Origin of the sequence: Burkholderia sp. BCC0097, assembly GCF_902832985.1 — a bacterium.
In the GTDB taxonomy this organism is placed as follows: domain Bacteria; phylum Pseudomonadota; class Gammaproteobacteria; order Burkholderiales; family Burkholderiaceae; genus Burkholderia; species Burkholderia orbicola.
Genome location: NZ_CADFDM010000005.1, coordinates 58,561 through 84,348 on the forward strand (window position 1 = coordinate 58,561; position 25,788 = coordinate 84,348).

Annotated in this window: 20 protein-coding genes and 1 tRNA gene; 11 read left to right on the forward strand and 10 right to left on the reverse strand. The window is 65.7% G+C overall.

Annotated features, from left to right (window positions below):
- Nucleotides 1-21 precede the first annotated feature (21 nt).
- Complete coding sequence (gene xth / locus HWX07_RS17745) at nucleotides 22-798, reverse strand: exodeoxyribonuclease III (protein WP_175877156.1); 777 nt, start codon at nucleotides 796-798, stop codon at nucleotides 22-24.
- 183 nt (nucleotides 799-981) lie between these two features.
- Here xth and HWX07_RS17750 point away from each other — a divergent pair.
- Nucleotides 982-1,058: transfer RNA gene (locus tag HWX07_RS17750), tRNA-Met, on the forward strand.
- 99 nt (nucleotides 1,059-1,157) lie between these two features.
- Here the strand turns inward: HWX07_RS17750 and HWX07_RS17755 are convergent.
- Both HWX07_RS17755 and HWX07_RS17760 read right to left on the reverse strand, forming a co-directional pair.
- Entirely contained in the window at nucleotides 1,158-1,961 is an 804-nt protein-coding gene (locus HWX07_RS17755) for a hypothetical protein (RefSeq protein WP_175877157.1), read from the reverse strand.
- A gap of 296 nt (nucleotides 1,962-2,257) precedes the next feature.
- The gene (locus HWX07_RS17760; RefSeq protein WP_175877158.1) at nucleotides 2,258-2,950 is read right to left on the reverse strand and encodes an aspartate/glutamate racemase family protein; all 693 of its coding nucleotides are present in this window, start codon (nucleotides 2,948-2,950) and stop codon (nucleotides 2,258-2,260) included.
- Nucleotides 2,951-3,130: 180 nt separating this feature from the next.
- Between HWX07_RS17760 and dinB the strand changes: the two genes are divergently transcribed.
- Entirely contained in the window at nucleotides 3,131-4,306 is a 1,176-nt protein-coding gene (gene dinB / locus HWX07_RS17765; protein ID WP_175877159.1) for a DNA polymerase IV, read from the forward strand.
- A gap of 57 nt (nucleotides 4,307-4,363) precedes the next feature.
- On the opposite strand, the gene HWX07_RS17770 is transcribed toward dinB, so the two are convergent.
- The 4 genes from HWX07_RS17770 to fixL form a co-directional block, all read right to left on the reverse strand.
- Entirely contained in the window at nucleotides 4,364-6,451 is a 2,088-nt protein-coding gene (locus HWX07_RS17770; protein ID WP_175877160.1) for a M3 family metallopeptidase, read from the reverse strand.
- 275 nt (nucleotides 6,452-6,726) lie between these two features.
- A complete protein-coding gene (folD, locus tag HWX07_RS17775; RefSeq protein WP_126362377.1) occupies nucleotides 6,727-7,587 on the reverse strand; it encodes a bifunctional methylenetetrahydrofolate dehydrogenase/methenyltetrahydrofolate cyclohydrolase FolD in 861 nt (286 codons plus the stop codon).
- 249 nt (nucleotides 7,588-7,836) lie between these two features.
- Nucleotides 7,837-8,475, reverse strand: a complete 639-nt coding sequence (gene fixJ / locus HWX07_RS17780; RefSeq protein ID WP_006493245.1) for an oxygen response regulator transcription factor FixJ — start codon at nucleotides 8,473-8,475, stop codon at nucleotides 7,837-7,839.
- Nucleotides 8,472-10,988: an oxygen sensor histidine kinase FixL gene (gene fixL, locus HWX07_RS17785; RefSeq protein ID WP_175877161.1), complete on the reverse strand. Its 2,517-nt coding sequence runs from the start codon at nucleotides 10,986-10,988 to the stop codon at nucleotides 8,472-8,474. The genes fixJ and fixL overlap by 4 nt, the downstream gene beginning before the upstream one ends.
- 273 nt (nucleotides 10,989-11,261) lie before the next feature.
- Here fixL and aceE point away from each other — a divergent pair, with 273 nt between their 5' ends.
- From aceE to lpdA, 3 genes are all read left to right on the forward strand, one after another.
- A complete protein-coding gene (gene aceE / locus HWX07_RS17790; RefSeq protein ID WP_012328827.1) occupies nucleotides 11,262-13,958 on the forward strand; it encodes a pyruvate dehydrogenase (acetyl-transferring), homodimeric type in 2,697 nt (898 codons plus the stop codon).
- A gap of 68 nt (nucleotides 13,959-14,026) precedes the next feature.
- Nucleotides 14,027-15,670, forward strand: a complete 1,644-nt coding sequence (gene aceF, locus HWX07_RS17795; RefSeq protein WP_175877162.1) for a dihydrolipoyllysine-residue acetyltransferase — start codon at nucleotides 14,027-14,029, stop codon at nucleotides 15,668-15,670.
- A gap of 286 nt (nucleotides 15,671-15,956) precedes the next feature.
- The gene (gene lpdA, locus HWX07_RS17800; RefSeq protein WP_175877163.1) at nucleotides 15,957-17,729 is read left to right on the forward strand and encodes a dihydrolipoyl dehydrogenase; all 1,773 of its coding nucleotides are present in this window, start codon (nucleotides 15,957-15,959) and stop codon (nucleotides 17,727-17,729) included.
- 154 nt (nucleotides 17,730-17,883) lie between these two features.
- On the opposite strand, the gene HWX07_RS17805 is transcribed toward lpdA, so the two are convergent.
- Nucleotides 17,884-18,330 (reverse strand): hypothetical protein, encoded by a 447-nt coding sequence (locus HWX07_RS17805; protein WP_226211897.1) that lies wholly within the window; start codon nucleotides 18,328-18,330, stop codon nucleotides 17,884-17,886.
- Between the two features lie 163 nt (nucleotides 18,331-18,493).
- The gene (locus HWX07_RS17810; protein WP_006478382.1) at nucleotides 18,494-19,060 is read right to left on the reverse strand and encodes a phasin family protein; all 567 of its coding nucleotides are present in this window, start codon (nucleotides 19,058-19,060) and stop codon (nucleotides 18,494-18,496) included.
- Nucleotides 19,061-19,715: 655 nt separating this feature from the next.
- Here HWX07_RS17810 and pbpG point away from each other — a divergent pair.
- Entirely contained in the window at nucleotides 19,716-20,882 is a 1,167-nt protein-coding gene (gene pbpG, locus HWX07_RS17815; protein ID WP_175877164.1) for a D-alanyl-D-alanine endopeptidase, read from the forward strand.
- Between the two features lie 107 nt (nucleotides 20,883-20,989).
- Here the strand turns inward: pbpG and HWX07_RS17820 are convergent, their stop codons facing one another.
- Complete coding sequence (locus HWX07_RS17820; protein WP_175877165.1) at nucleotides 20,990-21,799, reverse strand: IclR family transcriptional regulator; 810 nt, start codon at nucleotides 21,797-21,799, stop codon at nucleotides 20,990-20,992.
- A 183-nt stretch (nucleotides 21,800-21,982) separates the two neighbouring features.
- On the opposite strand from HWX07_RS17820, the gene HWX07_RS17825 reads away from it, so the two are divergent.
- The 5 genes from HWX07_RS17825 to iscR all read left to right on the forward strand — a co-directional run bounded on the left by HWX07_RS17825 (nucleotide 21,983) and on the right by iscR (nucleotide 25,747).
- Entirely contained in the window at nucleotides 21,983-22,705 is a 723-nt protein-coding gene (locus HWX07_RS17825; protein ID WP_175877166.1) for a (Fe-S)-binding protein, read from the forward strand.
- Nucleotides 22,706-22,740: 35 nt separating this feature from the next.
- Entirely contained in the window at nucleotides 22,741-24,153 is a 1,413-nt protein-coding gene (locus HWX07_RS17830) for a lactate utilization protein B (RefSeq protein ID WP_175877167.1), read from the forward strand.
- 128 nt (nucleotides 24,154-24,281) lie between these two features.
- Nucleotides 24,282-24,509, forward strand: coding sequence for a hypothetical protein (locus HWX07_RS17835; RefSeq protein WP_175877168.1), 228 nt, complete (start codon nucleotides 24,282-24,284; stop codon nucleotides 24,507-24,509).
- Between the two features lie 101 nt (nucleotides 24,510-24,610).
- Nucleotides 24,611-25,093 (forward strand): low molecular weight protein-tyrosine-phosphatase, encoded by a 483-nt coding sequence (locus HWX07_RS17840; protein WP_074802479.1) that lies wholly within the window; start codon nucleotides 24,611-24,613, stop codon nucleotides 25,091-25,093.
- Nucleotides 25,094-25,207: 114 nt separating this feature from the next.
- Entirely contained in the window at nucleotides 25,208-25,747 is a 540-nt protein-coding gene (iscR, locus tag HWX07_RS17845) for a Fe-S cluster assembly transcriptional regulator IscR (protein ID WP_006481969.1), read from the forward strand.
- Nucleotides 25,748-25,788 lie beyond the last annotated feature (41 nt).

Genomic DNA, 25,788 nt, shown 5'->3' on the forward strand with positions numbered 1-25,788 from the left:
GCGTGAACAGGCCCTGGACGATCAGCTGACGATCGCGACGACCGGCGTGTGGTCGGACGGCTGTTCCCACGTGCGCGGCACGCGATCGACCTCGCACGACGTGCAGGTTGCCGCGAGCGTCGGCGACAGCAGGATGTGGTCGATGCGCAGCCCCGCGTTGCGGCGGAACGCCATCATCCGGTAGTCCCACCACGTGAAGGTTTTCTCGGGCTGTTCGAAGCGGCGGAACGCATCGACGAAGCCGAGCTCGATCAACTGCGAGAAGTGCGCGCGCTCCTGCGGCGACACGAGGTTCTGGCCTTCCCACTTCGCGGGATCGTGCACGTCGCGGTCTTCCGGCGCGATGTTGTAGTCGCCGAGCAGCGCGAGCTTCGGGTAGCGCTGCAGCTCGGTGCGCAGCCACGCCTGCAGCGCGTCGAGCCACTGCATCTTGTAGACGAACTTGTCGGAGTCGAGCGCCTGGCCGTTCGGGAAGTAGGCGGACACGATGCGCACGCCATCGACCGTCGCGGCGATCACGCGCTGCTGCGGATCGTCGAAGCCGGGGATGTTGCGCACGACGTCCGATTCGTCGACGGCGAGCGTGTCGCGCGCGAGGATCGCGACGCCGTTATAGGTCTTCTGGCCCGTGAACCAGCTGCGGTAGCCGGCCGCCTCGAGATCGGCGCGCGGGAATTTCTCGTCCGGCAGCTTCAGCTCCTGCAGGCACAGTACGTCGGCTCCGCTTTGCGCGAGCCAGTCGAGCACGTGCTGTTTGCGGACGTTGAGCGAGTTGACGTTCCAGGTGGCGATTTTCATGAACGGGAGGGTGCGTGCGGCGTGAATGCGAAGGCCGCCATCTTACCCCGAGCATGGGGTGCGAACGCACGCGCGATGCGGGGTCGTGCACATGTCAGGCATCGTCGCGTGAGGAGCGGAAGCAGGAATTGTGACAAAAGTATTGACGTAAGTACTTCCTCACCCTATAATTTATTTCTCTGACGCGGGGTGGAGCAGTCTGGCAGCTCGTCGGGCTCATAACCCGAAGGTCACAGGTTCAAATCCTGTCCCCGCAACCAAGCACACCAGACGATGTGCAGCGCAATTGACCGATGCGCACTTCGTCTACGAAAAACCCGGCTCCGTGCCGGGTTTTTTGTTTTCCGCGTCCGTCTTCGTTATTTCGGTGCGCCGGGGCTCCCCGGCAGGAAGCCGTTCTCGAGCAAATAGGTCGTCGTGTTGACGAGCGTGGCCCGCGCGTTGGGCGTGCCCGACAGCACCGCGCACTTGTCCTTGCCCGTATCCAGCCGGATCGAGCGTTCGGCCGTCGGATAGTCCACACTCTTCAGATAGAAATGCGGCAGCGACGTCGTGTAGCGCGCGTACGGCACGCATGGGCGTTGCATCGGGTCCTTCGACGCCGCGTTGAACGGCAAGTACTCGTCGAACAGATAAGCCGAGCTCGACAGGCCGCCCCAGTCGGCCGGCACCGCAATGCTGCCCGTCGGCGTCGTGGTGCCGGTGGCGACGTCCGTGATGAAGCCGTCGACGGTCGAGCGCCCGTCGCTGCGATTGGCCTGCGTCACGGTGACCTGCAGCCGATAGGCGTGGCCGGCTTTCCACGGGTAAGCGATCGAGCACGACGTTCCGGCACCGCCGTCCGCGCCGCTGCGGCAATTCGCGGACAGCGGCGTCGTGCCGGTGCCGAACGCGCTGAAGATCACGAGGTTGCTGCCCTGGGTGCGCGGCTGGATGCCGGTGTAGATGGGGTGCCTGCCGTGTTCGGACGACAACTGGTTGGCCCAGTAGTAACTGCGGTTGGCGTTGGTCGGCACGACTTCGGGACTGATGTCCCATGCCATGCGGTCGAAGCCGCCTTGCGGTGTCGTCGTGGCCGATGCGGTGATGTTGGGATCGGCGTGCGCGTTGAGCGCGGCCGATGCGCCGAGCAACGCGCCGAATGCGATGCTGAGTTTCTTCATCTTCCTGTTTCCTGTTGGTGGAAAAGAGACTGCGACGAGCAGCGTCGATTGCGGCGCCGCTGCTCGCGTACCAATTTGCGGTCACTTTATTACCAATGGATAACCAGTCGTGTCGGCGCGCCCGCGCGAATCGCGTCGGATGATTCGCGGGCCGTGCGCGCCATGCCCGTGTGGCGGACGAGAGCACGGAGTCGGGCGCCCGGCGACGCGCGTGCCGGGAGAATGAATCCCGCCGTGCGGAACAATGCGGCGATGCGATCCGGCGACGGTTGCTGTTGCGCGACGGCGCGCGTCCTTCAGCGCGCGGCCCACTCGACGGCCGCCTTCGCATGCAGTGCGGTCGTATCGAACACCGGCAGCGGCGAATCGTCCACGCCGATCAGCAGCGTGATTTCCGTGCAGCCGAGGATCACGCCCTGCGCGCCGCGCTTCGCCAGTTCGTCGATGATCGAAACATACGTCGCGCGCGATTCCGCCGAGATCACGCCGTGGCACAGCTCGTCGTAGATGATCCTGTGCACGTCTTCGCGCCCGCGTTCGTCCGGCACGAGCACGTCGAGCCCGAACTTCTCGCGCAGCCGCTCCGCATAGAACGGCAACTCCATCGTATAGCGCGTGCCGAGCAGGGCGACGCGCTCGACGCCCGCATCGCGCAGCGCGTCGCCGGTCGGATCGGCGATGTGCAGGAACGGCAGCGTCACCGCAGCCTCGATCGCGTCGTGCACGCGATGCATCGTATTGGTCGTCAGGAGGACGAGATCGGCGCCGGCCGCTTCGAGCTGTCGCGCGGCGTCGGCCATCCGTTCGCCGAGCGCGGCCCAGTCGTGCGTGCGTTGCAGCGCTTCGATCTCGGCGAAGTCGACCGTGACGAGCACGCTCTTCGCGTTGTGATGGCCGCCGTGCAGCGCCTTTGAATGCCGGTTGATCATCCGGTAGTACTCGGCCGACGATTCCCAGCTCATGCCGCCGATCAGTCCGATCGTCTTCATCCGTCACCTTTGGGTTTCGTGTTTCGCGGCAGACGAGTATAGGTGCCGCTGCCCGTGCGTGGCCGGTACGATCCGCACGAACCGGGCCGGTACGGCGCAGTCGGCGCCACGCGGCCAGTTGCGGGAGGGCTGGCTGCGGCCGGCGAGCGACGGACATACGCGGCAGTTGAAACCGGCACTGTGTTTTTGTACAGTATCGGCACCGTGAACCCGACCATCATTCCGCCTGCCGATTCGCACGCGCCGCCGCCCGGCGACGCGCCGCCGCGCATGCGCAAGATCATTCATTGCGACTGCGACTGCTTCTACGCGTCGGTCGAGATGCGCGACGACCCGTCGCTGCGCAACCGGCCGCTCGCGGTCGGCGGCCGCCCCGACCAGCGCGGCGTGATCGCGACCTGCAACTACGAGGCGCGGCGCTACGGCGTGCATTCGGCGATGTCGTCGGCGTTGGCGATGCGCAAGTGTCCGGACCTGCTGATCCTGCCATCCGCGATGGACAAGTATCGCGCGGCATCGCGGCAGATCATGGCGATTTATCGCGACTACACGCCGGACGTCGAGCCGCTGTCGCTCGACGAGGCGTACCTCGACGTCAGCGGGTCGGAGCGTTGCCAGGGGAGTGCGACGCTGATTGCGCGCGAGATTCGCGAGCGGGTGCGCGACACGGTCGGCGTGACCGTGTCGGCGGGCGTCGCGCCGAACAAGTTCATCGCGAAGATCGCGTCCGACTGGAACAAGCCCGACGGGCTGTTCGTCGTGCGGCCGCACGAGATCGACGCGTTCGTCGCGGCGCTGCCGGTGCGCAAGCTGCACGGCGTCGGCAAGGTGACGGCCACGCGGCTCGACCGGCTCGGCATCCAGACCTGCGCGCAGTTGCGCGACTGGCCGCTGATCGACCTGCACCGCGAGTTCGGCGCGTTCGGGCGGCGACTGTACGAGCTGTCGCGCGGGATCGACGAGCGGCCCGTGCAGGCCGACCAGGAGCGCAAGTCGGTCAGCGTCGAGACGACCTACGTGACCGACCTGACCACGCTCGAGCAATGCGCGGACGAAATCCGCCGCCTCGTCGTGCAACTCGACGCGCGAATCGATCGCGCGGGCGCCGCGCGGTCGATCCGCAAGCTGTACGTGAAGATCCGCTTCGCCGATTTCCAGCGCACGACGGTCGAGTGCGTGGCCGACGCGACGAATGCCGAGACGGCCGTCACGCTGCTCGCGAAGGGGTTGTTGCGGCGCGCGCAGCCGGTGCGGCTGCTCGGCGTCGGCGTGCGTATCGACGAGGACACGGCCGAACGCCACGGGCAATTCCTGCTGTTCGACGACGAAGTGGGCGACGACACGCCCGCCCCATGAAAAAAGGCACCGCCGAAGCGGTGCCTGTCGATGCAGCCGGCGTGGCGGGCAGCCCGCTCAGTGCGCGGACGCGGCCATCCCGTTGTGGCGCAGCAGCGCGTCGATCTGCGGCTCGCGGCCGCGGAACGCCTTGAACGACTCCATCGCCGGACGGCTGCCGCCGACCTCGAGGATTTCGCGGCGATAGCGCGTGCCGGTTGCCGCGTCGAGCACGCTGCCGCTCGCTGCGGCCGCTTCCTCGAATGCCGCGTACGCATCGGCCGACAGCACTTCGGCCCACTTGTAGCTGTAGTAGCCGGCTGCATAGCCGCCCGCGAAGATGTGGCTGAACGTGTTCGGCCAGCGCGAGAACGCCGCCTGCGGGATCACGTGATAGCGCTCGTTGATCTCGCGCGCGAACGCGGTCACGCCGGTGGCGCCGGCCGGGTCGAAGTCGACGTGCAGCAGCATGTCGAACATCGAGAACACGATCTGACGCAGCGTGCCGAGCCCGCTCTGGAAGTTCTTCGCGGCGATCATCTTGTCGAACAGCTCGCGCGGCAGCGACGCACCCGTATCGACGTGCGACGACATCGACGACAGCACGTCCCATTCCCAGCAGAAGTTCTCCATGAACTGCGACGGCAGTTCGACCGCATCCCATTCGACGCCGTTGATGCCCGACACGCCGAGCTCGTCGACGCGCGTGAGCATGTGGTGCAGCCCGTGGCCGAATTCATGGAACAGCGTGATGACTTCGTCGTGCGTGAAGCACGCGGGCTTGCCGCCGACCGGCGCCGAGAAGTTGCAGGTCAGGTACGCGACGGGCGTTTGCACGGTGCTGCCGCGCTTCGCGCGCGCGCGCGCGTCATCCATCCAGGCGCCGCCGCGCTTGCCTTCGCGTGCGTACAGGTCGAGATAGAACTGCGCGACGAGCGAGCCGTCGCGGTTCTCGACGCGGAAGAAGCGTACGTCCTTGTGCCATACCGGCGCGTCGTCCGGCTTGATCTTCACGCCGAACAGCGTTTCGGTGACGGTGAACAGGCCCTTCAGCGCGGCCGGTTCCGGGAAGTACTGCTTGACCTCGTTTTCCGAGAACGCGTAGCGCTGCTGGCGGAGCTTCTCGGCCGCGTACGCGACGTCCCACGGCGCGAGTTCGGCGAGGCCGAGCTCCTTCGCGGCGAACGTGCGCAGCTCGTCCCAGTCCTTGTCCGCGTGCGGGCGGGCGCGCGTCGCGAGATCCTCGAGGAATGCGATCACCTGCTGCGGCGATTCGGCCATCTTCGGCGCGAGCGATACTTCGGCGAAGTTGCGGTAGCCGAGCATCTGCGCCTCTTCGCGGCGCAGCTTCAGCGCATCGATGACGATCGCCGTGTTGTCCCATTCGACCTTGCCGTCGCCGTACTGCGGTCCGAGCTCCGACGCGCGCGTCGCATAGGCGCGGTAGAGCGTCTCGCGCAGCGCGCGGTTGTCCGCGTACTGCAGCACCGGGAAGTACGACGGGAAATGCAGCGTGAATTTCCAGCCCTCCTTGCCGTCCTTCTGCGCGGCTTCGCGGGCGGCCTCGATCGCATCGCCGGGCAGGCCGGCCAACTCGGCTTCGTCGGTGACGAAGTACGCGTATGCGTTGGTCGCGTCGAGCACGTGATCGGAAAACGCCTTCGACAGCGCGGCCTGCTGTTCCTGCAGTTCCGCGAAGCGCGGCTTCTGGTCCTCGGGCAGCTCGGCGCCCGACAGGCGGAAATCGCGCAGCGCATTGTCGAGGATTTTCTTGCGCTCGGCGGACAGCGTCGCGTATTCGGCGCTGGCGGCGATCGCCTTGTACTTTTCGTACAGCGCGAGATTCTGGCCGACGCTCGACCAGAACTCGGTCACGCGCGGCAGGTTTTCACCGTAGGCGGCGCGCAGTTCGGGCGTGTCGGCAACCGCATTCAGGTGGCCGACGATGCCCCAGGCGCGGCCGAGCGGCTCCGTGGCCTGCTCGACCGTCTCGACGACGGCGGCCCAGGTCGACGGCGTGTCGCTCGCGCTCGCCGTTTCGACCGCGCGGCTGGCGGCGTCGAGCAGCGTGTCGAGCGCGGGCGTCACGTGTTCCGGGCGGATTTCGCCGAAACGGGGCAGGCCGGAGAAGTCGAGGAGCGGATTGGTGTTGGCGCTGGCGGACATAAGACTCCCTGTCTGTTGCCGGATGAACCGGGGTGAAAAGGGTGAGGCGCGATGAAGCGGCGCCCGATACCGACATTATTGGGGCGCATCGTGCGCTTTCCAATCGTTAGTTTCTAATGACGCGATTGACGCAGGGTCGGATGCGGGGCCCGGAGAGGGGCGCTCGGCCAAGGGCGAGCGGCGACCGGGCGTGCCGGCTGGCGCGATGCAGCCGTGCGATGCGGCTGGCGAGACACCGGCGCACGGAACCGCGCGCCGGCTGAGCGGGTGGGGCGTCAGGCTGCGGCGGCAGCCGCGCGCTCGGCTGATTCGATCGTGTTGATCAGCAGCATCGTGATGGTCATCGGGCCGACGCCGCCCGGCACCGGCGTGATGTAGCCGGCGACTTCCTTCACGCCCGCGAAATCGACGTCACCGCACAGCTTGCCTGCGTCGTCACGGTTCATGCCGACGTCGATCACCGTCGCGCCCGGCTTCACCATGTCGGCGGTCAGGATGTTGCGCTTGCCGACCGCGGCGACCACGATGTCGGCCTGGCGCGTATGCGCGGCGAGGTCGCGCGTCTTGCTGTGGCAAATCGTCACGGTCGCGCCGGCGTCGAGCAGCATCATCGCCATCGGCTTGCCGACGATGTTCGAGCGGCCGATCACGACCGCGTTCGCGCCTTGCAGCGCAATGCCGTGCGCTTCGAACATCTTCATCACGCCGTACGGCGTGCACGGGCGGAACAGCGGCTTGCCGGTCATCAGCGCGCCGGCGTTCGCGACGTGAAAGCCGTCGACGTCTTTCTCCGGCGCGATCGCCTCGATCACCTTGTGGCTGTCGATATGCGCGGGCAGCGGCAACTGGACGAGGATGCCGTGGATCTTCGGGTCGCGGTTCAGTTCGTCGATGCGCGCGAGCAGGTCGGCTTCCGACAGCGTGGCCGGGTACGCATCCTTCAGCGAGAAGAAGCCGTTGTCCTCGCACGCCTTGATCTTGTTGCGCACGTAGACTTCGCTCGCCGGGTTGGCGCCGACGAGGATCACCGCGAGACCCGGCTGGTGGCCGCGTGCGGTCAGCGCGGCGGCGCGTTCGGCGGCCTGGGCGCGCAGGGTCTTCGAAAGGGCGTTGCCGTCGATGAGGAGGGCTGTCATGGTGGTGGGTCCTGCCGGGAAGTTGGAATGCGGGCGTACGGCGCGCGAAGCGCCGTAGCAAAGCACGTAATTATACCGTTCGCCTGCTGCCGTCCGACAGCGAATCAACGGGAAGCGTCATGGCCGCGGCGCTCGCGCCGGGAGAAACGGCCGCCGCCGCGCGAGTGGGCCGCATCGCGCGGGGCGGCAAACACCGGTGGCGGGCCGGGCGGCCGGCGTGGGCCGTGCCGCCGCGGCCGGAGAGCCCGCTCAGGCCTGCTTCTTCGACAGCGCGAGGCGCAGCAGGTCGGCCACCGTGTTGACGTTGAGCTTTTCCATGATGTTCGCGCGGTGCGCCTCGACCGTCTTGATGCTGATGCCGAGGTCGTCGGCGATCTGCTTGTTCAGGCGGCCGGCGATGATTCGCTCGAGCACCTGCTGCTCGCGCGCGGTCAGCTTCGACAGGCGTTCGCTCGCGGCACGCTGCTCCTGCACGCTCTTGCTTTCGCTTCGGGCCTTGTCGAGCATCCGCTCGACGAGCTTGCGCAGCTCGGCTTCGTCGAACGGTTTCTCGATAAAGTCCATCGCACCCTTTTTCATCGTCGACACGGCCATCGGCACGTCGCCGTGACCGGTGACGAAGATGATCGGCAGCGCGGCATTGTCGGCGATCAGGCGTTCCTGCAATTCGAGGCCGCTCATGCCCGACATCCGCACGTCGAGGATCAGGCAGGCGATCTGGCCGGCCTGCTGCGCCGGCTGATAGGCATCGAGGAACTGCTCGGCGCTCGAGAAGCATTGCACGCGATAGCCGTTCGCCTCCAGCAGCCAGCGCAGCGAGTCCCGTACGGCCTCGTCGTCGTCGACGACAAAGACGGTTTCCTGAGTGGTGGTGACAGGGCTATTCATAGTTCTCCCGTAACGGTATGTGATGCCGATGCCTCGCGCCCCCCTTGGCCGAGATCAGCGGGTTCCCCAATGGGCAGGCTGCAGTGGAACGTCGCGCCGGAAATGCGGCCATCCGGCTCGACGTTGTTGACCACCCACAGACGCCCCCGATGCGATTCGATGATCGAACGGCAGATGTTCAGCCCCATGCCCATGCCAACGGACTTGGTGCTGTAAAACGGTTCGAACAGGCGCTCGGCGGTCGCTTCGTCGACGCCCGGGCCCTGGTCGATCACACGGATGTCGACGAAGCCCGCATCGATGTCGGCGACCACGCGGATCACGCCGTCCGCCGACGCCGGCTTCACGTCGGCCATCGCCTCGGCTGCGTTCTTCATCAGGTTCATCAGCACCTGTTCGATCAGCACGGGGTCGACATAAATAATAGGCATTCTTGCGAGGATTTCCGTGACGATCCGGATCCTGCGCTTTCTGGCCTCGATTTCGGCCAGCCCGACCGCGTCGGCGACGATGTCCGCGACCCGCGCCGGCTGGCGCTTCGGCTCGCTGCGCTTCACGAATTCGCGAATCCGCTTGACGATCATCCCGGCCCGCAGCGCCTGCTGCGCGGTCTTTTCCAGCGCGGGCTGCAGCGTCTCGGGCGTGCCGCGACCGCTCTTCACGAGCGCGAGCGTGCCCGAGCAATAGTTGTTGATCGCGGCGAGCGGCTGATTCAATTCGTGAGCAATCGACGACGCCATTTCGCCCATCGTCATCAATCGGCTCGTGAACTGCAGCTTCTCTTCCTGCTGGTGCGCGAGCTCCTGCGCCTTCTTGCGGGTCGTGATGTCGGTCGCGATCTGCATCTGCGCGAGGTGGCCGTCCACCCACTGGATGTACTGGCGGCGCACCTCGAACCACTTCTGGATGCTCTCGACGTACACCTCCTGCGCATCGGCGGTGCTGCTCGTCAGCGCGGCGGCCGGCAGGCCCGCGAACGCGTCGACCATGTCGATCGAGTCGGACGACGCCTGCGCGCGGTCGAAGCCGCCGCCCGACAGCTCCAGATGGCCGTCCGGGCGGATGCCGAACAGGTGGCGGTAGTAGCGGTTCGCGAACAGCAGCTCGGCTTCGTCGGCGGCCAGCACCGACACCGCTGCGTCGAGGCTTTCGAGCACGGTCGTGAAGCGTTCGTGCGCGGCCGCGAGCTCTTCGCGCGCGCGCTTCGGCTCGGTGATGTCGGTCATCGACGACATCCAGCCGGTCTGCCGGCCCGAACTGTCGATCAGCGGCGATACGTACAGGCGCGCATGGAACAGCGTGCCGTTCTTGCGCCGCACGCGCAGCTCGAAGCCCGAGCTCGGCGCCTTGCCGCGCAGCGTCATGTCGAGCTGGCGCTGCATTTCCGGGTACGCGTCGCGCGGCCAGTACGGGAACGGGGCGACCTTGCCGACGAGATCGGTTTCATCCCAGCCGGTCATCCGGCAGAACGCCGGGTTCACGTGCGTGATGCGGCCGTGCATGTCGAGCACGCGCATGCCGATCAGCACCGAGTTTTCCATCGCGCGGCGGAAGAACGCTTCCGCGTACAGCGCCTGCTGCGCCTCGAAGCGCTGGCGGGTGTGCTTCCACAGGCTCCAGAGGCTCCACAGCACGAAGCACGACAGGCCGGCGACGAGCCACACGAGCGTGTTGTTGGTCAGGTTGGTGAGCTGCGGGAACGCGTACACGCGCACCGTCAGTCCCTGGCCGGGCGGGTCGAGCGGAAGATCGTAGTGCGAGTCGCGCGGCAGCCGCGGGCGTGTCGACGTGGACGACAGTTCGCGGTTGTTCGAATCGGTGATGGAGATCTTGTACTTCGACGACAGTTCCTGCGGGATGTCGTGCTTCAGGATGCCCTCGACCGAGAACACCGCGGCGATCGAGCCGAGGTATTCGCGGTCGCCGCGCATCACGGGCGTCTGCAACGTGATGAAGCCGTTGCCGAAGTCGTCGTAGATCAGCGGAGAATAGGCCTGGCGGCGCGTGCTGCGCGCCTCGTCGTACGCGCCGCGCACGGCGTCCTGCATCTGCGCGTCGCCGGGCTTCGCGAGGCGCTGGCCGAGCAGCGGCGGATGCACGGTCGGCCAGCGCTGCACGCCGGGCGCCGTGTACCAGTTCAGGTAGAGGATTTCCGGATGCGTCTGCATCACGTCCGCGACGGCCATCTGGAATGCGTTCTGGTCGAGGCGGCCGGACGCGAGGTCGCGCGACAGCGCCTGCAACTGCTCCTGCGCGCCCGTCATCGACAGGCGGATCTGCTGCTGGGCCCACGCGACGTTGCGAAACAGGGTGTCTTCCTGCTGCTGCTGTTCGCGCCGGTTGAGGCTCCACAGGATGAGGCTCATCACGACGAGGAACACCAGGATCGACAGCAGCGGCGTCAGCAAATAGGAGTTGGACCACCACGGTCCGTGGTGCCAACGGGACGGCTGCGACTCCGCCGGCGGGCCCGGCGGTCGCGCCGAGCGTGCGAAAAGCCGATCGGTCAACATGGCAGGATTGTAGCGCAGCGCAATACATGGAAAACCGATACCGGATATGTTGAACGGAAACGGTTTTGTTCGGACGAGACGGGCCGCGGAGCCCCGAAATATGGGTGCAGCGCAGCAATATTCCGCATTGCGAGAAAAGATCTCACAATTCGAAAATTTTGTTGCGCAGGCCCGTCCACGCTCATTACAATCCGTCGGAGCTTGCCCGCAGCCGGCCGCGTCGCGTCGTCTGCACGAGAGCGATCCTCACATTCCAGGACCCAGGAGACGAGAATGTCCGCTGTACCGAACGAAGTGATGAAATATGTCGCCGCCGAACGTGACGACGACCCGCAAGAAACCGTCGAGTGGCTGGAGTCGCTCGATGGCGTGATCTCCTCCGTGGGCACCGGCCGTGCGCATTACCTGATCGAAAAGCAGATCGAATTCGCCCGCATGCACGGCGAACACCTGCCGTTCTCCGCCAATACCCCGTACATCAACACGATTCCGGTCGAAGCCCAGGCAAAGATTCCGGGCGACCAGGACATCGAGCACCGCATCCGCTCGTACACGCGCTGGAACGCGCTGGCGATGGTGCTGCGCGCAGGCAAGGACACGAACGTCGGCGGTCACATCGCGTCGTTCGCATCGGCGGCGACGCTCTACGACGTCGGCTACAACCACTTCTGGCACGCGGCGTCCGACCAGCACGGCGGCGATCTCGTGTTCGTGCAGGGCCACTCGTCGCCGGGCGTGTACTCGCGCGCGTTCCTGCTCGGCCGCCTGAAGGAAGAGCAGCTCGACAACTTCCGCCAGGAGGTCGACGGCAAGGGCATCTCGTCGTATCCGCACCCGTGGCTGATGCCGGACTTCTGGCAGTTCCCGACCGTGTCGATGGGCCTCGGCCCGATCATGGCGATCTACCAGGCGCGCTTCATGAAGTACCTGGAGTCGCGCGGCATCGCGAAGACGGAAGGCCGCAAGGTGTGGGCGTTCCTCGGCGACGGCGAGACGGACGAGCCGGAATCGCTCGGCGCGATCGGTATGGCGAGCCGCGAGAAGCTCGACAACCTCGTGTTCGTGATCAACTGCAACCTGCAGCGTCTCGACGGCCCGGTGCGCGGCAACGGCAAGATCATCCAGGAACTCGAATCGGAATTCCGCGGCGCCGGCTGGAACGTGATCAAGGTCATCTGGGGCAGCCGCTGGGATGCGCTGTTCGCGCGCGACAAGTCGGGCGCGCTGATGCGCCGGATGATGGAATGCGTCGACGGCGAATACCAGACGTACAAGTCGGAGTCGGGCGCGTACGTTCGCGAGCACTTCTTCAACACGCCTGAACTGAAGGCGCTCGTCGCCGACTGGTCGGACGACGACATCTGGGCGCTGAACCGCGGCGGTCACGATCCGCACAAGATCTACGCGGCGTTCCACGAAGCGACCAACACGAAGGGCGCGCCGACCGTCATCCTCGCGAAGACCATCAAGGGCTACGGGATGGGCGAGTCGGGCCAGGCGATGAACATCACGCACCAGCAGAAGAAGCTGCCGGTCGAGCAACTGAAGAAGTTCCGTGACCAGTTCCGCCTGCCGATCACCGACGAGCAGATCGCCGACGTGCCGTACCTGAAGTTCGAGGAAGGCTCGAAGGAACTCGAATACATGCGCCAGAAGCGCATGGACCTCGGCGGCTACCTGCCGCACCGCCGCGAGAAGGCGACGTCGCTGCCGGTGCCGGCGCTCGACGCGTTCGAGCCGCTCTTGAAGGGCACGGGCGAAGGCCGCGAGATCTCGACGACGATGGCGTTCGTGCGGATCCTGAACATCCTGCTGAAGGACAAGGCGCTCGGCAAGCGCGTCGTGCCGATCGTCCCGGACGAATCGCGTACGTTCGGCATGGAAGGCCTGTTCCGCCAGATCGGTATCTGGAACCAGGAAGGCCAGAAGTACGTGCCGGAAGATTCCGACCAGCTGATGTTCTACAAGGAATCGCAGACCGGCCAGATCCTGCAGGAAGGCATCAACGAAGCGGGCGGCATGTGCGACTGGATCGCGGCGGCGACGTCGTATTCGACGCACGGCGAGATCATGGTGCCGTTCTACATCTTCTATTCGATGTTCGGCTTCCAGCGGATCGGCGACCTCGCGTGGGCCGCGGGCGACATGCGTTCGCGCGGCTTCCTGCTGGGCGGCACCGCGGGCCGTACGACGCTGAACGGCGAAGGCCTGCAGCACGAAGACGGTCACTCGCTCCTGTGGGCGGCATCGGTGCCGAACTGCGTGAGCTACGACCCGACGTTCGGCTACGAACTCGCGGTGATCATCCAGGACGGCCTGCGCCGCATGGTGCAGGACCAGGAAGACGTGTACTACTACATCACGGTGATGAACGAGAACTACGAGCACCCGGCGATTCCGCAGGGCGAGCACGTGGCGGCCGACATCATCAAGGGCATGTACGCGTTCAAGAAGGCCGACGCCGACAAGAAGGCGCCGCGTGTCCAGCTGCTCGGCGCGGGCACGATCTTCAACGAAGTGATCGCCGCCGCCGACCTCCTGAAGAACGACTGGGGCGTCGCCGCCGACCTGTGGAGCGTGCCGAGCTTCACCGAACTCGCGCGCGAAGGCCATGAAATCGAGCGCTGGAACCTGCTCCATCCGACCGAGGAGCGTCGCCTGTCGCACGTGCAGAAGTGCCTGAAGGACACGCAGGGCCCGGTCATCGCATCGACCGACTACGTCCGTGCGCTGGTCGACCAGATCCGCGGCCAGATCGATCGCCGCTTCGTCGTGCTGGGCACCGACGGCTTCGGTCGTTCGGATACCCGCGAGAAGCTGCGTCACTTCTTCGAGGTCGACCGTCACTGGGTCACCGTCGCCGCGCTCAACGCGCTGGCCGACGAAGGCACGATCGAGCGCAAGGTGGTCGCTGACGCGATCGCCAAGTACAACCTCGATCCGTCCAAGCCCAACCCGATGACCGTTTAACGCACACGCCGTGTGATGCCGCGCGCCGCTCCCGCGAGGAGCGTGCGCGGCCATGGAGACAGAAACAGATGAGTCAAGCGATCGAAGTGAAGGTGCCGGATATCGGCGATTACAAGGACGTGCCGGTCATCGAGATCGGCGTGAAGGTGGGCGATACGGTCGAGCCCGAGCAGTCGCTCGTCACGCTCGAGTCGGACAAGGCGACGATGGACGTGCCGAGCCCGGTCGGCGGCGTCGTGAAGGAAATCAAGGTCAAGGTCGGCGATTCCGTGTCGGAAGGCTCGCTGATCATCCTGCTCGAAGGCGGCGCAGGCGCCCAGGCGAACGGCGCGGCCGCGCCGGCCGCGGCTCCGGCTCCGGCAGCAGCACCGGCACCGGCCGCCGCAGCGCCCGCTGCCGCACCGGCAGCGTCCGGCGGCACGCTGGAAGTGAAGGTGCCCGACATCGGCGACTACAAGGACGTGCCGGTGATCGAGATCGGCGTGAAGGTCGGCGACACGGTCGAGAAGGAACAGTCGCTCGTCACGCTCGAGTCGGACAAGGCGACGATGGACGTGCCGAGCCCGGCCGCCGGCGTCGTGAAGGACATCAAGGTCAAGGTGGGTGATTCGGTGTCCGAAGGCACGCTGATCGTGCTGCTCGAAGCCGCCGGCGCACCGGCTGCCGCACCGCAGGCCAGCGCACCGGCTCCGGCCGCTGCCGCACCGGCGCCTGCTGCTGCACCGGCACCCGCGAAGGCCGCGCCGGCACCGGCCGCCGCCGCCCCGGCCGCCGCGCCGTCGGGCGAGTACCGTGCCAGCCACGCATCGCCGTCGGTCCGCAAGTTCGCGCGCGAGCTCGGCGTCGACGTCGCGCGTGTTCAGGGTTCGGGTCCGAAGGGCCGCATTACGAAGGAAGACGTCACGGGCTTCGTGAAGGGCGTGATGACCGGTCAGCGCGCGGCACCGGCCGCGGCAGCCGCGCCGGCAGGCGGCGGCGAGCTGAACCTGCTGCCGTGGCCGAAGGTCGACTTCTCGAAGTTCGGCCCGTTCGAGGCGAAGCCGCTGTCGCGCATCAAGAAGATCTCGGGTGCGAACCTGCATCGCAACTGGGTGATGATCCCGCACGTCACGAACAACGACGAAGCGGACATCACCGAGCTCGAAGCGCTGCGCGTCCAGCTGAACAAGGAGCACGAAAAGGCGGGCGTGAAGTTCACGATGCTCGCGTTCGTGATCAAGGCGGTCGTTGCCGCGCTGAAGAAATTCCCGACCTTCAACGCGAGCCTCGACGGCGACAACCTCGTGTTCAAGCAGTACTTCCACGTCGGTTTCGCGGCCGATACGCCGAACGGCCTCGTCGTGCCGGTGATCCGCGATGCGGACAAGAAGGGCCTCGTCGACATCGCGAAGGAAATGAGCGACCTGTCGAAGGCCGCGCGCGAAGGCAAGCTGAAGCCGGACCAGATGCAGGGCGGCTGCTTCTCGATCTCGTCGCTCGGCGGGATCGGCGGGACGAACTTCACGCCGATCATCAACGCGCCGGAAGTGGCGATCCTCGGGTTGTCGCGCGGCCAGATGAAGCCGGTGTGGGACGGCAAGCAGTTCGTGCCGCGGCTCATGCTGCCGCTGTCGCTGTCGTATGACCATCGTGTCATCGATGGCGCCGAAGCCGCGCGGTTCAATGCGTATCTCGGAGCGTTGCTCGGGGATTTCCGTCGCATCATTCTTTGATGAGATGAGGGGCTCGCGGGGGCGTGGGGTTTTTGTTTGTTGACCATGCCCTTGTCGTTGAACCTGTTTTGCCAACGGTCTGCCAGCGTCGCCCCTGCGCGGGGCGGCGGTCACTTTTCTTTGTCTTCCAAAGAAAAGTAACCAAAAGAAAGGCGCGTCCTTGGGCGGACGGCAAAGGTGGTTCCTGCCCAACGTCGCGTTCTGTTGTCAGGCCGCATGTAGGCAGGTTCCGTCTTTTCGCCAGTCCCTCCCTCTCTCTCTGCAGTCAATCAAGAAGGGGACAGTCATGAGTCTCATCGAAGTCAAGGTTCCGGATATCGGCGATTTCAGCGGCGTCGATGTCATCGAAGTCAACGTCAAACCCGGCGACGTGATCGAAAAAGAGCAAACGCTCATCACGCTCGAATCCGATAAAGCCTCCATGGAAGTGCCCAGCGACGTCGCCGGCACCGTCAAGGAAGTCAAGGTCAAAGCCGGCGAGAAAGTCTCGCAAGGCACCGTCATCGCCATCGTCGAAGCCTCGGCGGGCGCAGCCGCGCCCGCGCCCGCGAAAGCACCCGAAGCACCGAAGCCCGCAGCCGCCGCACCGGCTCCGGCCGCCGCCGCGCCGGCGCCCGCGCCGCAAGCCGGCAGCTACAGCGGCGCCGCCGACATCGAGTGCGACATGCTCGTGCTCGGCGCTGGCCCCGGCGGCTACTCGGCCGCGTTCCGCGCCGCCGACCTCGGCATGAAGACCGTGCTCGTCGAACGCTATTCGACGCTCGGCGGCGTCTGCCTGAACGTCGGTTGCATCCCGTCGAAGGCGCTGCTGCATACGTCGCTCGTCGTCGAGGAAGCCGCGGCGCTCGCGTCGCACGGCATCACGTTCGGCAAGCCGGAAGTCGATCTCGACAAGCTGCGCGACTTCAAGGGCGGCGTCGTCAAGAAACTGACGACGGGTCTCGCCGGCATGGCGAAGGCGCGCAAGGTCGAAGTGGTCACCGGCGTCGGCGCGTTCGTCGATCCGTTCCACATGGAAGTGCAGGGCGAAAACGGCAAGAAGGTCGTCAAGTTCAAGCAGGCGATCATCGCCGCGGGCTCGCAGGCCGTGAAGCTGCCGTTCATGCCGGAAGACCCGCGCGTCGTCGATTCGACGGGCGCGCTCGAACTGCGCCAGCTGCCCAAGCGCATGCTCGTGATCGGCGGCGGCATCATCGGCCTCGAAATGGCCACGGTGTACTCGACGCTCGGCGCCGAGATCGACGTCGTCGAAATGATGGACGGCCTGATGATGGGCGCCGACCGCGATCTCGTGAAGGTCTGGGAAAAGTACAACGCGAAGCGCTTCGGCAACGTGATGCTGAAGACCAAGACGATCGGCGCGGAGGCGAAGGAAGACGGCATCTACGTGAAGTTCGAGGGCGAGAAGGCGCCGGCGGAAGCGCAGCGCTACGACCTCGTGCTCGTCGCGGTGGGCCGCAGTCCGAACGGCAAGAAGATCGGTGCCGACAAGGCCGGCGTCGCGGTCACCGACCGCGGCTTCATCGACGTCGACAAGCAGATGCGCACGAACGTGCCGCACATCTTCGCGATCGGCGATATCGTCGGCCAGCCGATGCTCGCGCACAAGGCCGTGCATGAAGGCCATGTCGCAGCCGAAGCCGCGCATGGCGAGAAGGCGTACTTCGACGCGCTGCAGATCCCGTCGGTGGCCTACACCGATCCGGAAGTGGCGTGGGCCGGCAAGACCGAAGACCAGTGCAAGGCCGAAGGCATCAAGTACGGCAAGGCCGTGTTCCCGTGGGCCGCTTCGGGCCGCGCGATCGCGAATGGCCGCGACGAAGGCTTCACGAAGCTGATCTTCGACGAGGAAACCCATCGCGTGATCGGCGGCGCGATCGTCGGCCTGAACGCGGGCGACCTGATCAGCGAAGTGTGCCTCGCCGTCGAGATGGGCGCGGACGCGGAGGACATCGGCAAGACGATCCATCCGCACCCGACGCTCGGCGAATCGGTCGGCATGGCCGCCGAACTGTACGAAGGCGTCTGTACGGACCTGCCGCCGCAGCGCAAGAAGTAACGCGACCGGCACGGCCGGCCACGCGCCGGCCATGACAAAACGCCGCCGCCCCAGGGAATCCGGGCGGCGGCGTTTTTTATTGATGCGTCGTCAGGGCCGGGTGGGGCGGTCTATGCCGAAGGCGCGTCACCTCGCACACGCAGAACGGCGGAATCTACTTCCCCGCCCTGACAAATTGCGGAACGGTGCCGAGTTCTTCGCCGAGTTGCGTCATGAACGCGTGCAATTCGTCGCGGGGCGCCGCCGCGCCCGGCGGCGGGAGCGTCTCGCCCGTCGTGACATCGATCAAGAGATAGGATTTGTTCGGATTCGATTTCGCTGGCGTCACCACGATCACGTAGCGGTAATGGCTGGCTTTATTCTCTCCCGCGATCACGTGTTCCTTGGAAATGGCGACCATTCCGTTCTTCGTCAACACTGACCGGGCCGCGTCCACGATGCCGGCAAACGGCAGTTCGAACGCATACATTTCCATCGACCGGGGCGCTTCCGTCTGTTGAGGCGTCGCGGTGGCCGCGGCGGCCGTGGCCCAGCCGGGCATTGCAAGCGCCCCGACGGAAATGGCGGTGGCGGCGGTAACGGATCCGAGCGTTCTATACATGAATGAAATCAACACGAAACGTGCTACCTGGTGATCGGATTGCCCATGATGCCGTGCAACGGATGAGGGCAATGACCCGCAGCAAGCGTAACCGAATCGCGCATTCCGGAGCCAGAAACGAAAAAGCCGCGCTGGGCGCGGCTCTTTCAGGAGCAGGGGGCGCTTACGCGGCCGGCTTGCTCGAACGACGTGCGGCAGCAGCGGTGGCAGCCTTCGTTGCGACGGCAGCAGCAGCGTTGAAGTTCGTTTCAGCGATTTCCACTGCTTGCTTCGTGGCCTTCTGAACCGTTTCGTACGTGGTGTTCGCAGCGTTCAGCGCCGACTTCAGTGCGGCGACAGCCGTTTCCGAACCGGCCGGGGCGTTCTTCGCGACGTTGTCGACGAGAGCCTGGACCTTCTTGTTCTGCTCTTCGAATTGCGCTTCGGCGACCTTCGCGAACTCGGCTTGCGTCGACGATGCGATTTCGTACAGGTGACGACCGTACGACAGCACCTTTTCCGCGACCGGCTGCGACAGGCTCGCTTGCAGCGCGATCAGTTCCTGTGCGTCCTTCACCGACAGCAGACGCTGTGCGTTTTCCTGGCTCTCGGTCAGCGTCGACTTCACGACCTGCAGGTTGAGTTCGATCAGCTTTTCGACGCCTTCGAACGCCTTGGTCGTCAGACCGAACAGGCTTTCGAGGTTGGCTTTCTGGGCGGCGGCGATTTGCTCGGGGGTCAGCAAGGACATGTCAGGCTCCTGAAAAGCGATCGCGTCGATCGCAGAATAAAGGGCACTACGCTGGGGAACTTCGGCGCCGCGTGCTTTGTGCAACGCAGCAATGAGGCCTATTTTAGGGCAGAGCGCACGGATGTCAAGCATTTTTTGTGCGTTGCACAATCGCGACAAATTATCGATAAAACAACGAGTTATCGCGCTCGTTCGGAATCGGTTTCATGCGTGTTCCCACATGGTGCGCACGACGGCGGGGCAAGCGCGCCGCATCATGATCAAACGCAGGTAAACCTGACAGGCCCATGGAACGTTATCCTTCTGTTCCTGTCGAAAAACGCGCCGTTTCGATGCGCGTGCCGTGGCGACGTGCCGCCGCCGCGGTCGAGACCGGCGCCTTTTGGCACGCCGAGCACCGGATACGTACTTTCCCCGCTTTAAATCGCCTCCGAAGTGACGTTATCTCAATTAACCGTGTGGTAATCGGGAGACGGGCGCTGTCGGGCAGTGCCTCTCATCGATTTTTTCGATGGGAGCGGAAGGGTCGATTGGCCGGAGGTTGGCCGACTCTTACATTCCGGTTTAAAGACGATCGGTAAGTGCCTAATATTGCTCTTTTTTTCAGCTTTAACTACACTTGCGGAAACCTCCCGCCCGCTTTGTCCAGACCCCAATGAAAGCCGAATCGTTTTCACCGCGCAGATTGTTGCAGAGCATGACGCTCGGCACCGCTGTGTCGGTCGCTGTCGCGTTGCTGGCGACCACCGCGTCCGTCACGCCTGCCGACGCCTTCGCCGCCACTGCGAAGACCCAAGCCGCCAAGAAAAAGGCCGTCGCTCCTGCTTCGTCAGCGAAGAAGAAGTCGGCCAAGGCGACCACCGAGAAATCCGCCAAGGTCGCCGCGGCCGATGCGCCGCGCGCGAAAGCGTCGCGAAAGCGCATGACGCTCGCGGCGAACAACGTGCATGGCGGCCATCGCGGCGCGGTGCGCAAGGTAGCGTTCCAGCCGCGCCGTCCGACGGTCGGCCAGGCGTTCGGCCTGCACGACACGCCTGACGCGCTCGCGCTGCGCTCGAGCGTCGCGTACGTCGTCGACCAGAATTCCGGCGAGCCGCTGTTCGACAAGAATTCGCACGCGGTCGTGCCGATCGCATCGATCTCGAAGCTGATGACGGCCATGGTCGTGCTCGACGCGAAGTCGCCGATGACCGACCAGCTCGAAGTCACCGACGAAGATCGCGACTACGAGAAGGGCACGGGCTCGCGCCTGTCGGTCGGCTCGGTGCTGTCGCGCGAGGACATGCTGCACATCGCGCTGATGGCGTCGGAAAACCGTGCGGCGGCCGCGCTGTCGCGTTACTACCCGGGCGGCCGTCCGGCGTTCATCGCGGCGATGAACGCGAAGGCGAAGTCGCTCGGCATGACCGATACGCACTTCGAGAATTCGACCGGCCTGTCGAGCTCGAACGTGTCGAGCGCGCGCGACCTCGTGAAGATGGTCAATGCGGCGTACCAGTACCCGATGATCCGCCAGTTCTCGACCGATCGCACCTACGAGGTGTACACGGGCAAGCGCAACCTGGTCTACAACAGCACCAACGCGCTGATCCGCGGCAACGGTTCATGGGACATCGGCCTGCAGAAGACGGGCTTCATCAACGAAGCGGGCGAATGCCTCGTGATGCAGGCGACGATCCATGGCCGGCCAATGGTGATGGTGCTGCTGGATTCGTTCGGCAAGTACTCGCGCTTCGCCGACGCCTCGCGGCTGCGCAACTGGCTCGATGCCGGCGGCGGCGAACGCCTGACGGCGGCCAACACGCCGGCCGGCGGCACCTGATCGTGTGCGGCGGTTCGCCGCCGTATCGATGGCTGCAACGAAAAAGCCCCGCAATCGCGGGGCTTTTTTTATCCGGCGAAACCGGAATCGGAGCCGACGGCGCAGGCTTACGCCTGCCGCTGCAGCCCGTCCACGTCCTTCTCGGGCGCCGGCCGGTAGCCTAGCGATTCCGAGATGGTGAGCGCCGTCCGGCTCAACTGGCCGAGCCACGCGTCCTGCAGGCGGTCGGCCGGCGCCGACAACGACAGGCCCGCGACGAGCTTGCCCGAATCGTCGTAGATGCCGGCCGCGATGCAGCGCACGCCGAGCTCGAGCTCTTCGTTGTCGCGCGCGCACGATTGCTGGCGAACGAGCGTCAGCTCGCGCTCGAGCTTCGCGATATCGGTGATGCTGTTCTGCGTATGGCCGGACAGCCCGGTGCGCGTCGCATAGGCCCGCACCCGCGACGTTTCGTCGGCCGCGAGGAACAGCTTGCCGACCGACGTGAGGTGCAGCGGCGCGCGGCCGCCGATCGCGCGGACGACCTGCATCCCCGAGCGCTCGGAGTACGCGCGCTCGATATAGACGATCTCGTCGCCCTGGCGCACCGACAGGTTCACGGTCTGCCCGGTGAGGCGGTGCAGCTCGCGCATCGGCATCAGCGCCGCGTCGCGCACCGACAGGCGCGCCTTTACGAGATTGCCGAGCTCGAGCAGCCGCATGCCGAGGCGGTAGGTGCCGGGATCGGAGCGGTCGACGAGGCGGCAGGTCACCATGTCGTTGAGGATGCGGTGCGCGGTCGACGGGTGCAGCTCCGTGCGCTGCGCAAGTTCCTTCAGGCTGACAGGGTCGCTGTGCGCGGCGAGCGCGTCCAGCAACCGCATCATGCGTTCGATCACCTGGATCGACGTTTTTGAATCCGGGGTGGGTTGGCTCATGTCGGGGGAGGAATCGGTTGACGCGTGAAGCGGTATTGGGACGATTGTATCTCGTATCGTGAAAAAAGCGAACGCCGTTCGAGGAAGTCCTCGTTTCGCGTACCGCGGGCTTGCGCGCGGGCCGGCGTTGGTCTTGCCAGCCAAACGTCGGATAATGAGAGCCGTTTTCTCGAAGGAGCACGTATGCGAGTCGGTTTGTTCGTGACCTGCCTGGTCGACCTGATGCGCCCCGAAATCGGTTTTTCGGCGCTCAAGCTGATTCGCGACGCCGGCTACGAAGTGATCGTGCCGCCCGCGCAGACCTGCTGCGGCCAGCCGGCCTACAACTCGGGCGACCGCGCGCTCGCGCGCGATCTCGCGGAAAAGACGCTGCGCGAGTTCGAGCAGTTCGATTACGTCGTCGCGCCGTCGGGTTCGTGCGGCGGGATGATCCGCGCGCACTACGGCGACCTGTTGCGCGACGATCCCGAACTGATGGGGCGCTACACGCGGTTTCAGCAGAAAGTGCACGAACTGACCGATTTTCTCGCGAATGTCGCGAAGGTGTCGCTCGCGCCGGGCGAATTCGCCGGCCCGGTCACCTATCACGATTCGTGCTCGGGCCTGCGCGAGCTCGGCGTGAAGGCGCAGCCGCGCGCGCTGCTCGCGCAACGCGGCGTCGCGGTGACCGAGATGAAGGACTGCGAGCACTGCTGCGGCTTCGGTGGCACGTTCGCGGTCAAGTACGGCGACATCTCGGCGGCCATCGCGGACGAGAAATGCGCGAACGTGCGCGCGTCGGGCGCGGGCACCGTCGTGCTTGGCGATCTCGGCTGCATGCTGAACATCGAAGGGCGGTTGCGCCGCACCGGCGACCGCGACACGCGCGTGCTGCACGTCGCGCAGGTGCTGGCGGGCGACGTCTGACGCCCGGTTCCGCTCACTTTTCCCCCGATACCGCGATGCAAGTCCAATCGATGCATTTCAAGGCGCGCGCCGGCCAGAAGCTGGCCGACCAGCGCCTGCAGCAGAACCTGAAGAAGCTGTCGACGAAGTTCGTGTCCGCGCGCGCCGACGCGATGACCCTGATCGACTTCCCGGCCACGCGCGCCGCGCTCAAGGCGCGCCGCAACCGCGCGCTGGAGAATCTCGACGTGTGGCTCGAGGCATTCGAGCGCGAAGCGACGCGGCGCGGCACGACGGTGCTGTTCGCGGAAACGACCGCGGACGCCGCGCGGCTCGTGGCCGATATCGCACGCCGGCACGACGTGAAGAAGGTCATCAAGACCAAGTCGATGGTGTCAGAGGAAATGCGCCTGAACGCGGTGCTCGCGGAGATGGGCGTGCAGTCGATCGAGACGGACCTCGGCGAATACATCCTGCAGATCAACGACAACGAGCCGCCGAGCCACATCATCGCACCCGTCGTGCACAAGGACAAGGACGAGATCGCCGACCTGTTCGCGCGCACGCACCAGCGCGAGCGGCTCACCGAGATTCCGGACATGACGCGCGAGGCGCGCGAGGTGCTGCGCCCGCATTTCATGTCGGCCGACATGGGCGTGACGGGCGGCAACTTCGTGATTGCCGAGACGGGCTCGGTCGCGATCGTGACGAACGAAGGGAACGAGGGGATGTGCACGGTGATGCCGCGCGTGCATGTCGCGGTGACCGGCATCGAGAAGGTGCTGCCGACCCTCGAGGATCTCGCGACCGCGATGCGCCTGCTGCCGCGTTCCGCGACGGGGCAGAAGACGTCGAACTATTTCTCGCTGCTGACCGGGCCGCGCGGGCCGGGCGACGAAGACGGCCCCGAGCACAACTACGTGGTGCTCGTCGACGGCGGCCGCACGGGCCTGATCGGCGGCGAATTCCAGGAGATGCTGCGCTGCATCCGCTGCGGCGCCTGCATGAACCATTGTCCGGTTTATCAGAAGGTCGGCGGCCACGCGTACGGCTGGGTCTATCCGGGGCCGATGGGCTCGGTGCTGACGCCGAGCTACGTCGGGCTCGACCGTGCGCTCGACCTGCCGCAGGCGGCGACGCTGTGCGGCGAATGCGACAGCGTCTGTCCGGCCGGGATTCCGTTGTCGCACCTGTTGCGCACGCTGCGCGAGAAGCAGGTCGAGCGCCACCTGCGGCCGTGGCGCGAGCGGGCGGCGCTTGCCGCGTGGGGTTTCTTCGCCCGGCGGCCGATGCTGTATGCGCTGACGACCAAGCTCGCGGTGCGCATCCTCGAGCGGCTGGGCGGCAACGGCGGCACGCTGCGGCGCTTGCCGATGATGGGCGGCTGGATGGATACGCGCGACATGCCGACGCCGACCGGGCGCACCTTCCGCGAGCTGTATGCGGCGTCGCAAAGCCATCTCGGCTGACACTGTTCAGCGGGCAGCAACAGTGCGTTCGCTATTTGTATATTTATCTCGATAGATGCGATCTATAGAATCTCGTCTGTAGTCCCCGGAATCGGGTTTCGGGGTACGAGGTCAAGGAGGTCCGCATCATGAAAAAGACAATATCGATGTACTGGCCGCTGGCAATCGTGGTTCCGCTGGCAGCGGCTGCCTATCTGCATGCGATGGCCGGTGCGCCGTCGCGCGGCCCGCTCGCGGTTCACCAGGCGTCTGCCGAGCTGGCGCGCGCGGTGTCGTTCGGGCTGGTCGGCGACGCGGCGCAGCCGCTGCCGGCGGCGTCCGGCGACATGGCGCTCGCGGTGCCGAAGGCGCTGTAAGGCATGGCGCCGTCGCTTCTCGCGGCGGCGCGATTCCGGTCGCCTTTGTATAATGGCGTGTTCTTCTCCCACGCGGTCCGCCGCGGCTTTTCGATAGTGCGATGACCCGCGTTGCGATCTGTTTCGTCTGCCTCGGCAACATCTGCCGTTCGCCCACCGCGGAGGGCGTGATGCGCCACCAGGTCGACGCGGCCGCGCTGGCCGACCGGATCGCGATCGATTCGGCCGGCACCGGCGACTGGCACGTGGGCGAACCGCCCGATACACGTGCGCAGGCGGCGGCCCGCAGCCGCGGCTACGATCTGTCGGCGCTGCGCGCCCGGCAGGTGAGCGCGGCGGATTTCGAACAATTCGACCTGCTGCTCGCGATGGACGAGGCGAATCTCGCCGAACTGCGCCGCCGTTGCCCGCCCCAGCACCGCGAGAAAGTGCGCCTGCTGATGGAATTCGCGCCGGGCGCGACCGAAACCGAAGTGGCCGATCCGTATTTCGGCGGTGCGCAGGGCTTCGAGCAGGTGCTCGACCAGGTCGAGCGCGCGTGCGCGGGCCTGCTGGAGACGCTCCGCGCCCGTACGGCGCGCTGACCGCACGCTATTCAGCGGTCTGCGAATACCCTTTCAAAGACATGGATACTTGACTAAAAACGTCAAATATTTATACTTGACCAAAATCGTCAAGATTGCAGTCCCCTAGACACCATGAGACTCACCACCAAAGGCCGTTTCGCCGTCACGGCGATGATTGACTTGGCACTGCGCCAGGAGCAGGGCCCGGTGACGCTTGCAGGCATCAGCCAGCGCCAGCGGATTTCGCTCTCGTATCTCGAGCAGCTGTTCGGCAAGCTGCGCAGGCATGAAATCGTCGAATCCGTGCGCGGCCCGGGCGGCGGCTACAACCTCGCGCGTCGCGCGCAGGACGTCACCGTTGCCGACATCATCATCGCGGTCGATGAACCGCTCGACGCCACGCAGTGCGGCGGCAAAGGCACGTGCGACGGCTCGAAGCAGCCCGACGGCCATTGCATGACGCACGAACTGTGGTCGACGCTGAACCAGAAGATGGTCGAATACCTCGATTCGGTGTCGCTGCAGGATCTCGTCGATCAGCAGCGCGCACGCGAGGGCGCCCCTGCGGTGCTGCGCGACCGTCGCGCGCCGGAGCCCGTCGCCGCACCGGCCGAGCCCGCGCGCACGATGCCGCTCGGCCCCAATTCGGTGTTCAACATCGCGAGCTCGTGAGCGCGAAGGCGCCCGCCAACCCCCATAACGCACATAGTCCC

Bases quoted from the DNA above. Each gene is read 5' to 3' on its own strand.
- xth (WP_175877156.1), bottom strand. From the start codon at position 798: ATGAAAATCGCCACCTGGAACGTCAACTCGCTCAACGTCCGCAAACAG.
- HWX07_RS17755 (WP_175877157.1), bottom strand. From the start codon at position 1,961: ATGAAGAAACTCAGCATCGCATTCGGCGCGTTGCTCGGCGCATCGGCC.
- HWX07_RS17760 (WP_175877158.1), bottom strand. From the start codon at position 2,950: ATGAAGACGATCGGACTGATCGGCGGCATGAGCTGGGAATCGTCGGCC.
- HWX07_RS17770 (WP_175877160.1), bottom strand. From the start codon at position 6,451: ATGTCCGCCAGCGCCAACACCAATCCGCTCCTCGACTTCTCCGGCCTG.
- folD (WP_126362377.1), bottom strand. From the start codon at position 7,587: ATGACAGCCCTCCTCATCGACGGCAACGCCCTTTCGAAGACCCTGCGC.
- fixJ (WP_006493245.1), bottom strand. From the start codon at position 8,475: ATGAATAGCCCTGTCACCACCACTCAGGAAACCGTCTTTGTCGTCGAC.
- fixL (WP_175877161.1), bottom strand. From the start codon at position 10,988: ATGTTGACCGATCGGCTTTTCGCACGCTCGGCGCGACCGCCGGGCCCG.
- aceE (WP_012328827.1), top strand. From the start codon at position 11,262: ATGTCCGCTGTACCGAACGAAGTGATGAAATATGTCGCCGCCGAACGT.
- aceF (WP_175877162.1), top strand. From the start codon at position 14,027: ATGAGTCAAGCGATCGAAGTGAAGGTGCCGGATATCGGCGATTACAAG.
- lpdA (WP_175877163.1), top strand. From the start codon at position 15,957: ATGAGTCTCATCGAAGTCAAGGTTCCGGATATCGGCGATTTCAGCGGC.
- HWX07_RS17805 (WP_226211897.1), bottom strand. From the start codon at position 18,330: ATGTATAGAACGCTCGGATCCGTTACCGCCGCCACCGCCATTTCCGTC.
- HWX07_RS17810 (WP_006478382.1), bottom strand. From the start codon at position 19,060: ATGTCCTTGCTGACCCCCGAGCAAATCGCCGCCGCCCAGAAAGCCAAC.
- pbpG (WP_175877164.1), top strand. From the start codon at position 19,716: ATGAAAGCCGAATCGTTTTCACCGCGCAGATTGTTGCAGAGCATGACG.
- HWX07_RS17820 (WP_175877165.1), bottom strand. From the start codon at position 21,799: ATGAGCCAACCCACCCCGGATTCAAAAACGTCGATCCAGGTGATCGAA.
- HWX07_RS17825 (WP_175877166.1), top strand. From the start codon at position 21,983: ATGCGAGTCGGTTTGTTCGTGACCTGCCTGGTCGACCTGATGCGCCCC.
- HWX07_RS17830 (WP_175877167.1), top strand. From the start codon at position 22,741: ATGCAAGTCCAATCGATGCATTTCAAGGCGCGCGCCGGCCAGAAGCTG.
- HWX07_RS17835 (WP_175877168.1), top strand. From the start codon at position 24,282: ATGAAAAAGACAATATCGATGTACTGGCCGCTGGCAATCGTGGTTCCG.
- HWX07_RS17840 (WP_074802479.1), top strand. From the start codon at position 24,611: ATGACCCGCGTTGCGATCTGTTTCGTCTGCCTCGGCAACATCTGCCGT.
- iscR (WP_006481969.1), top strand. From the start codon at position 25,208: ATGAGACTCACCACCAAAGGCCGTTTCGCCGTCACGGCGATGATTGAC.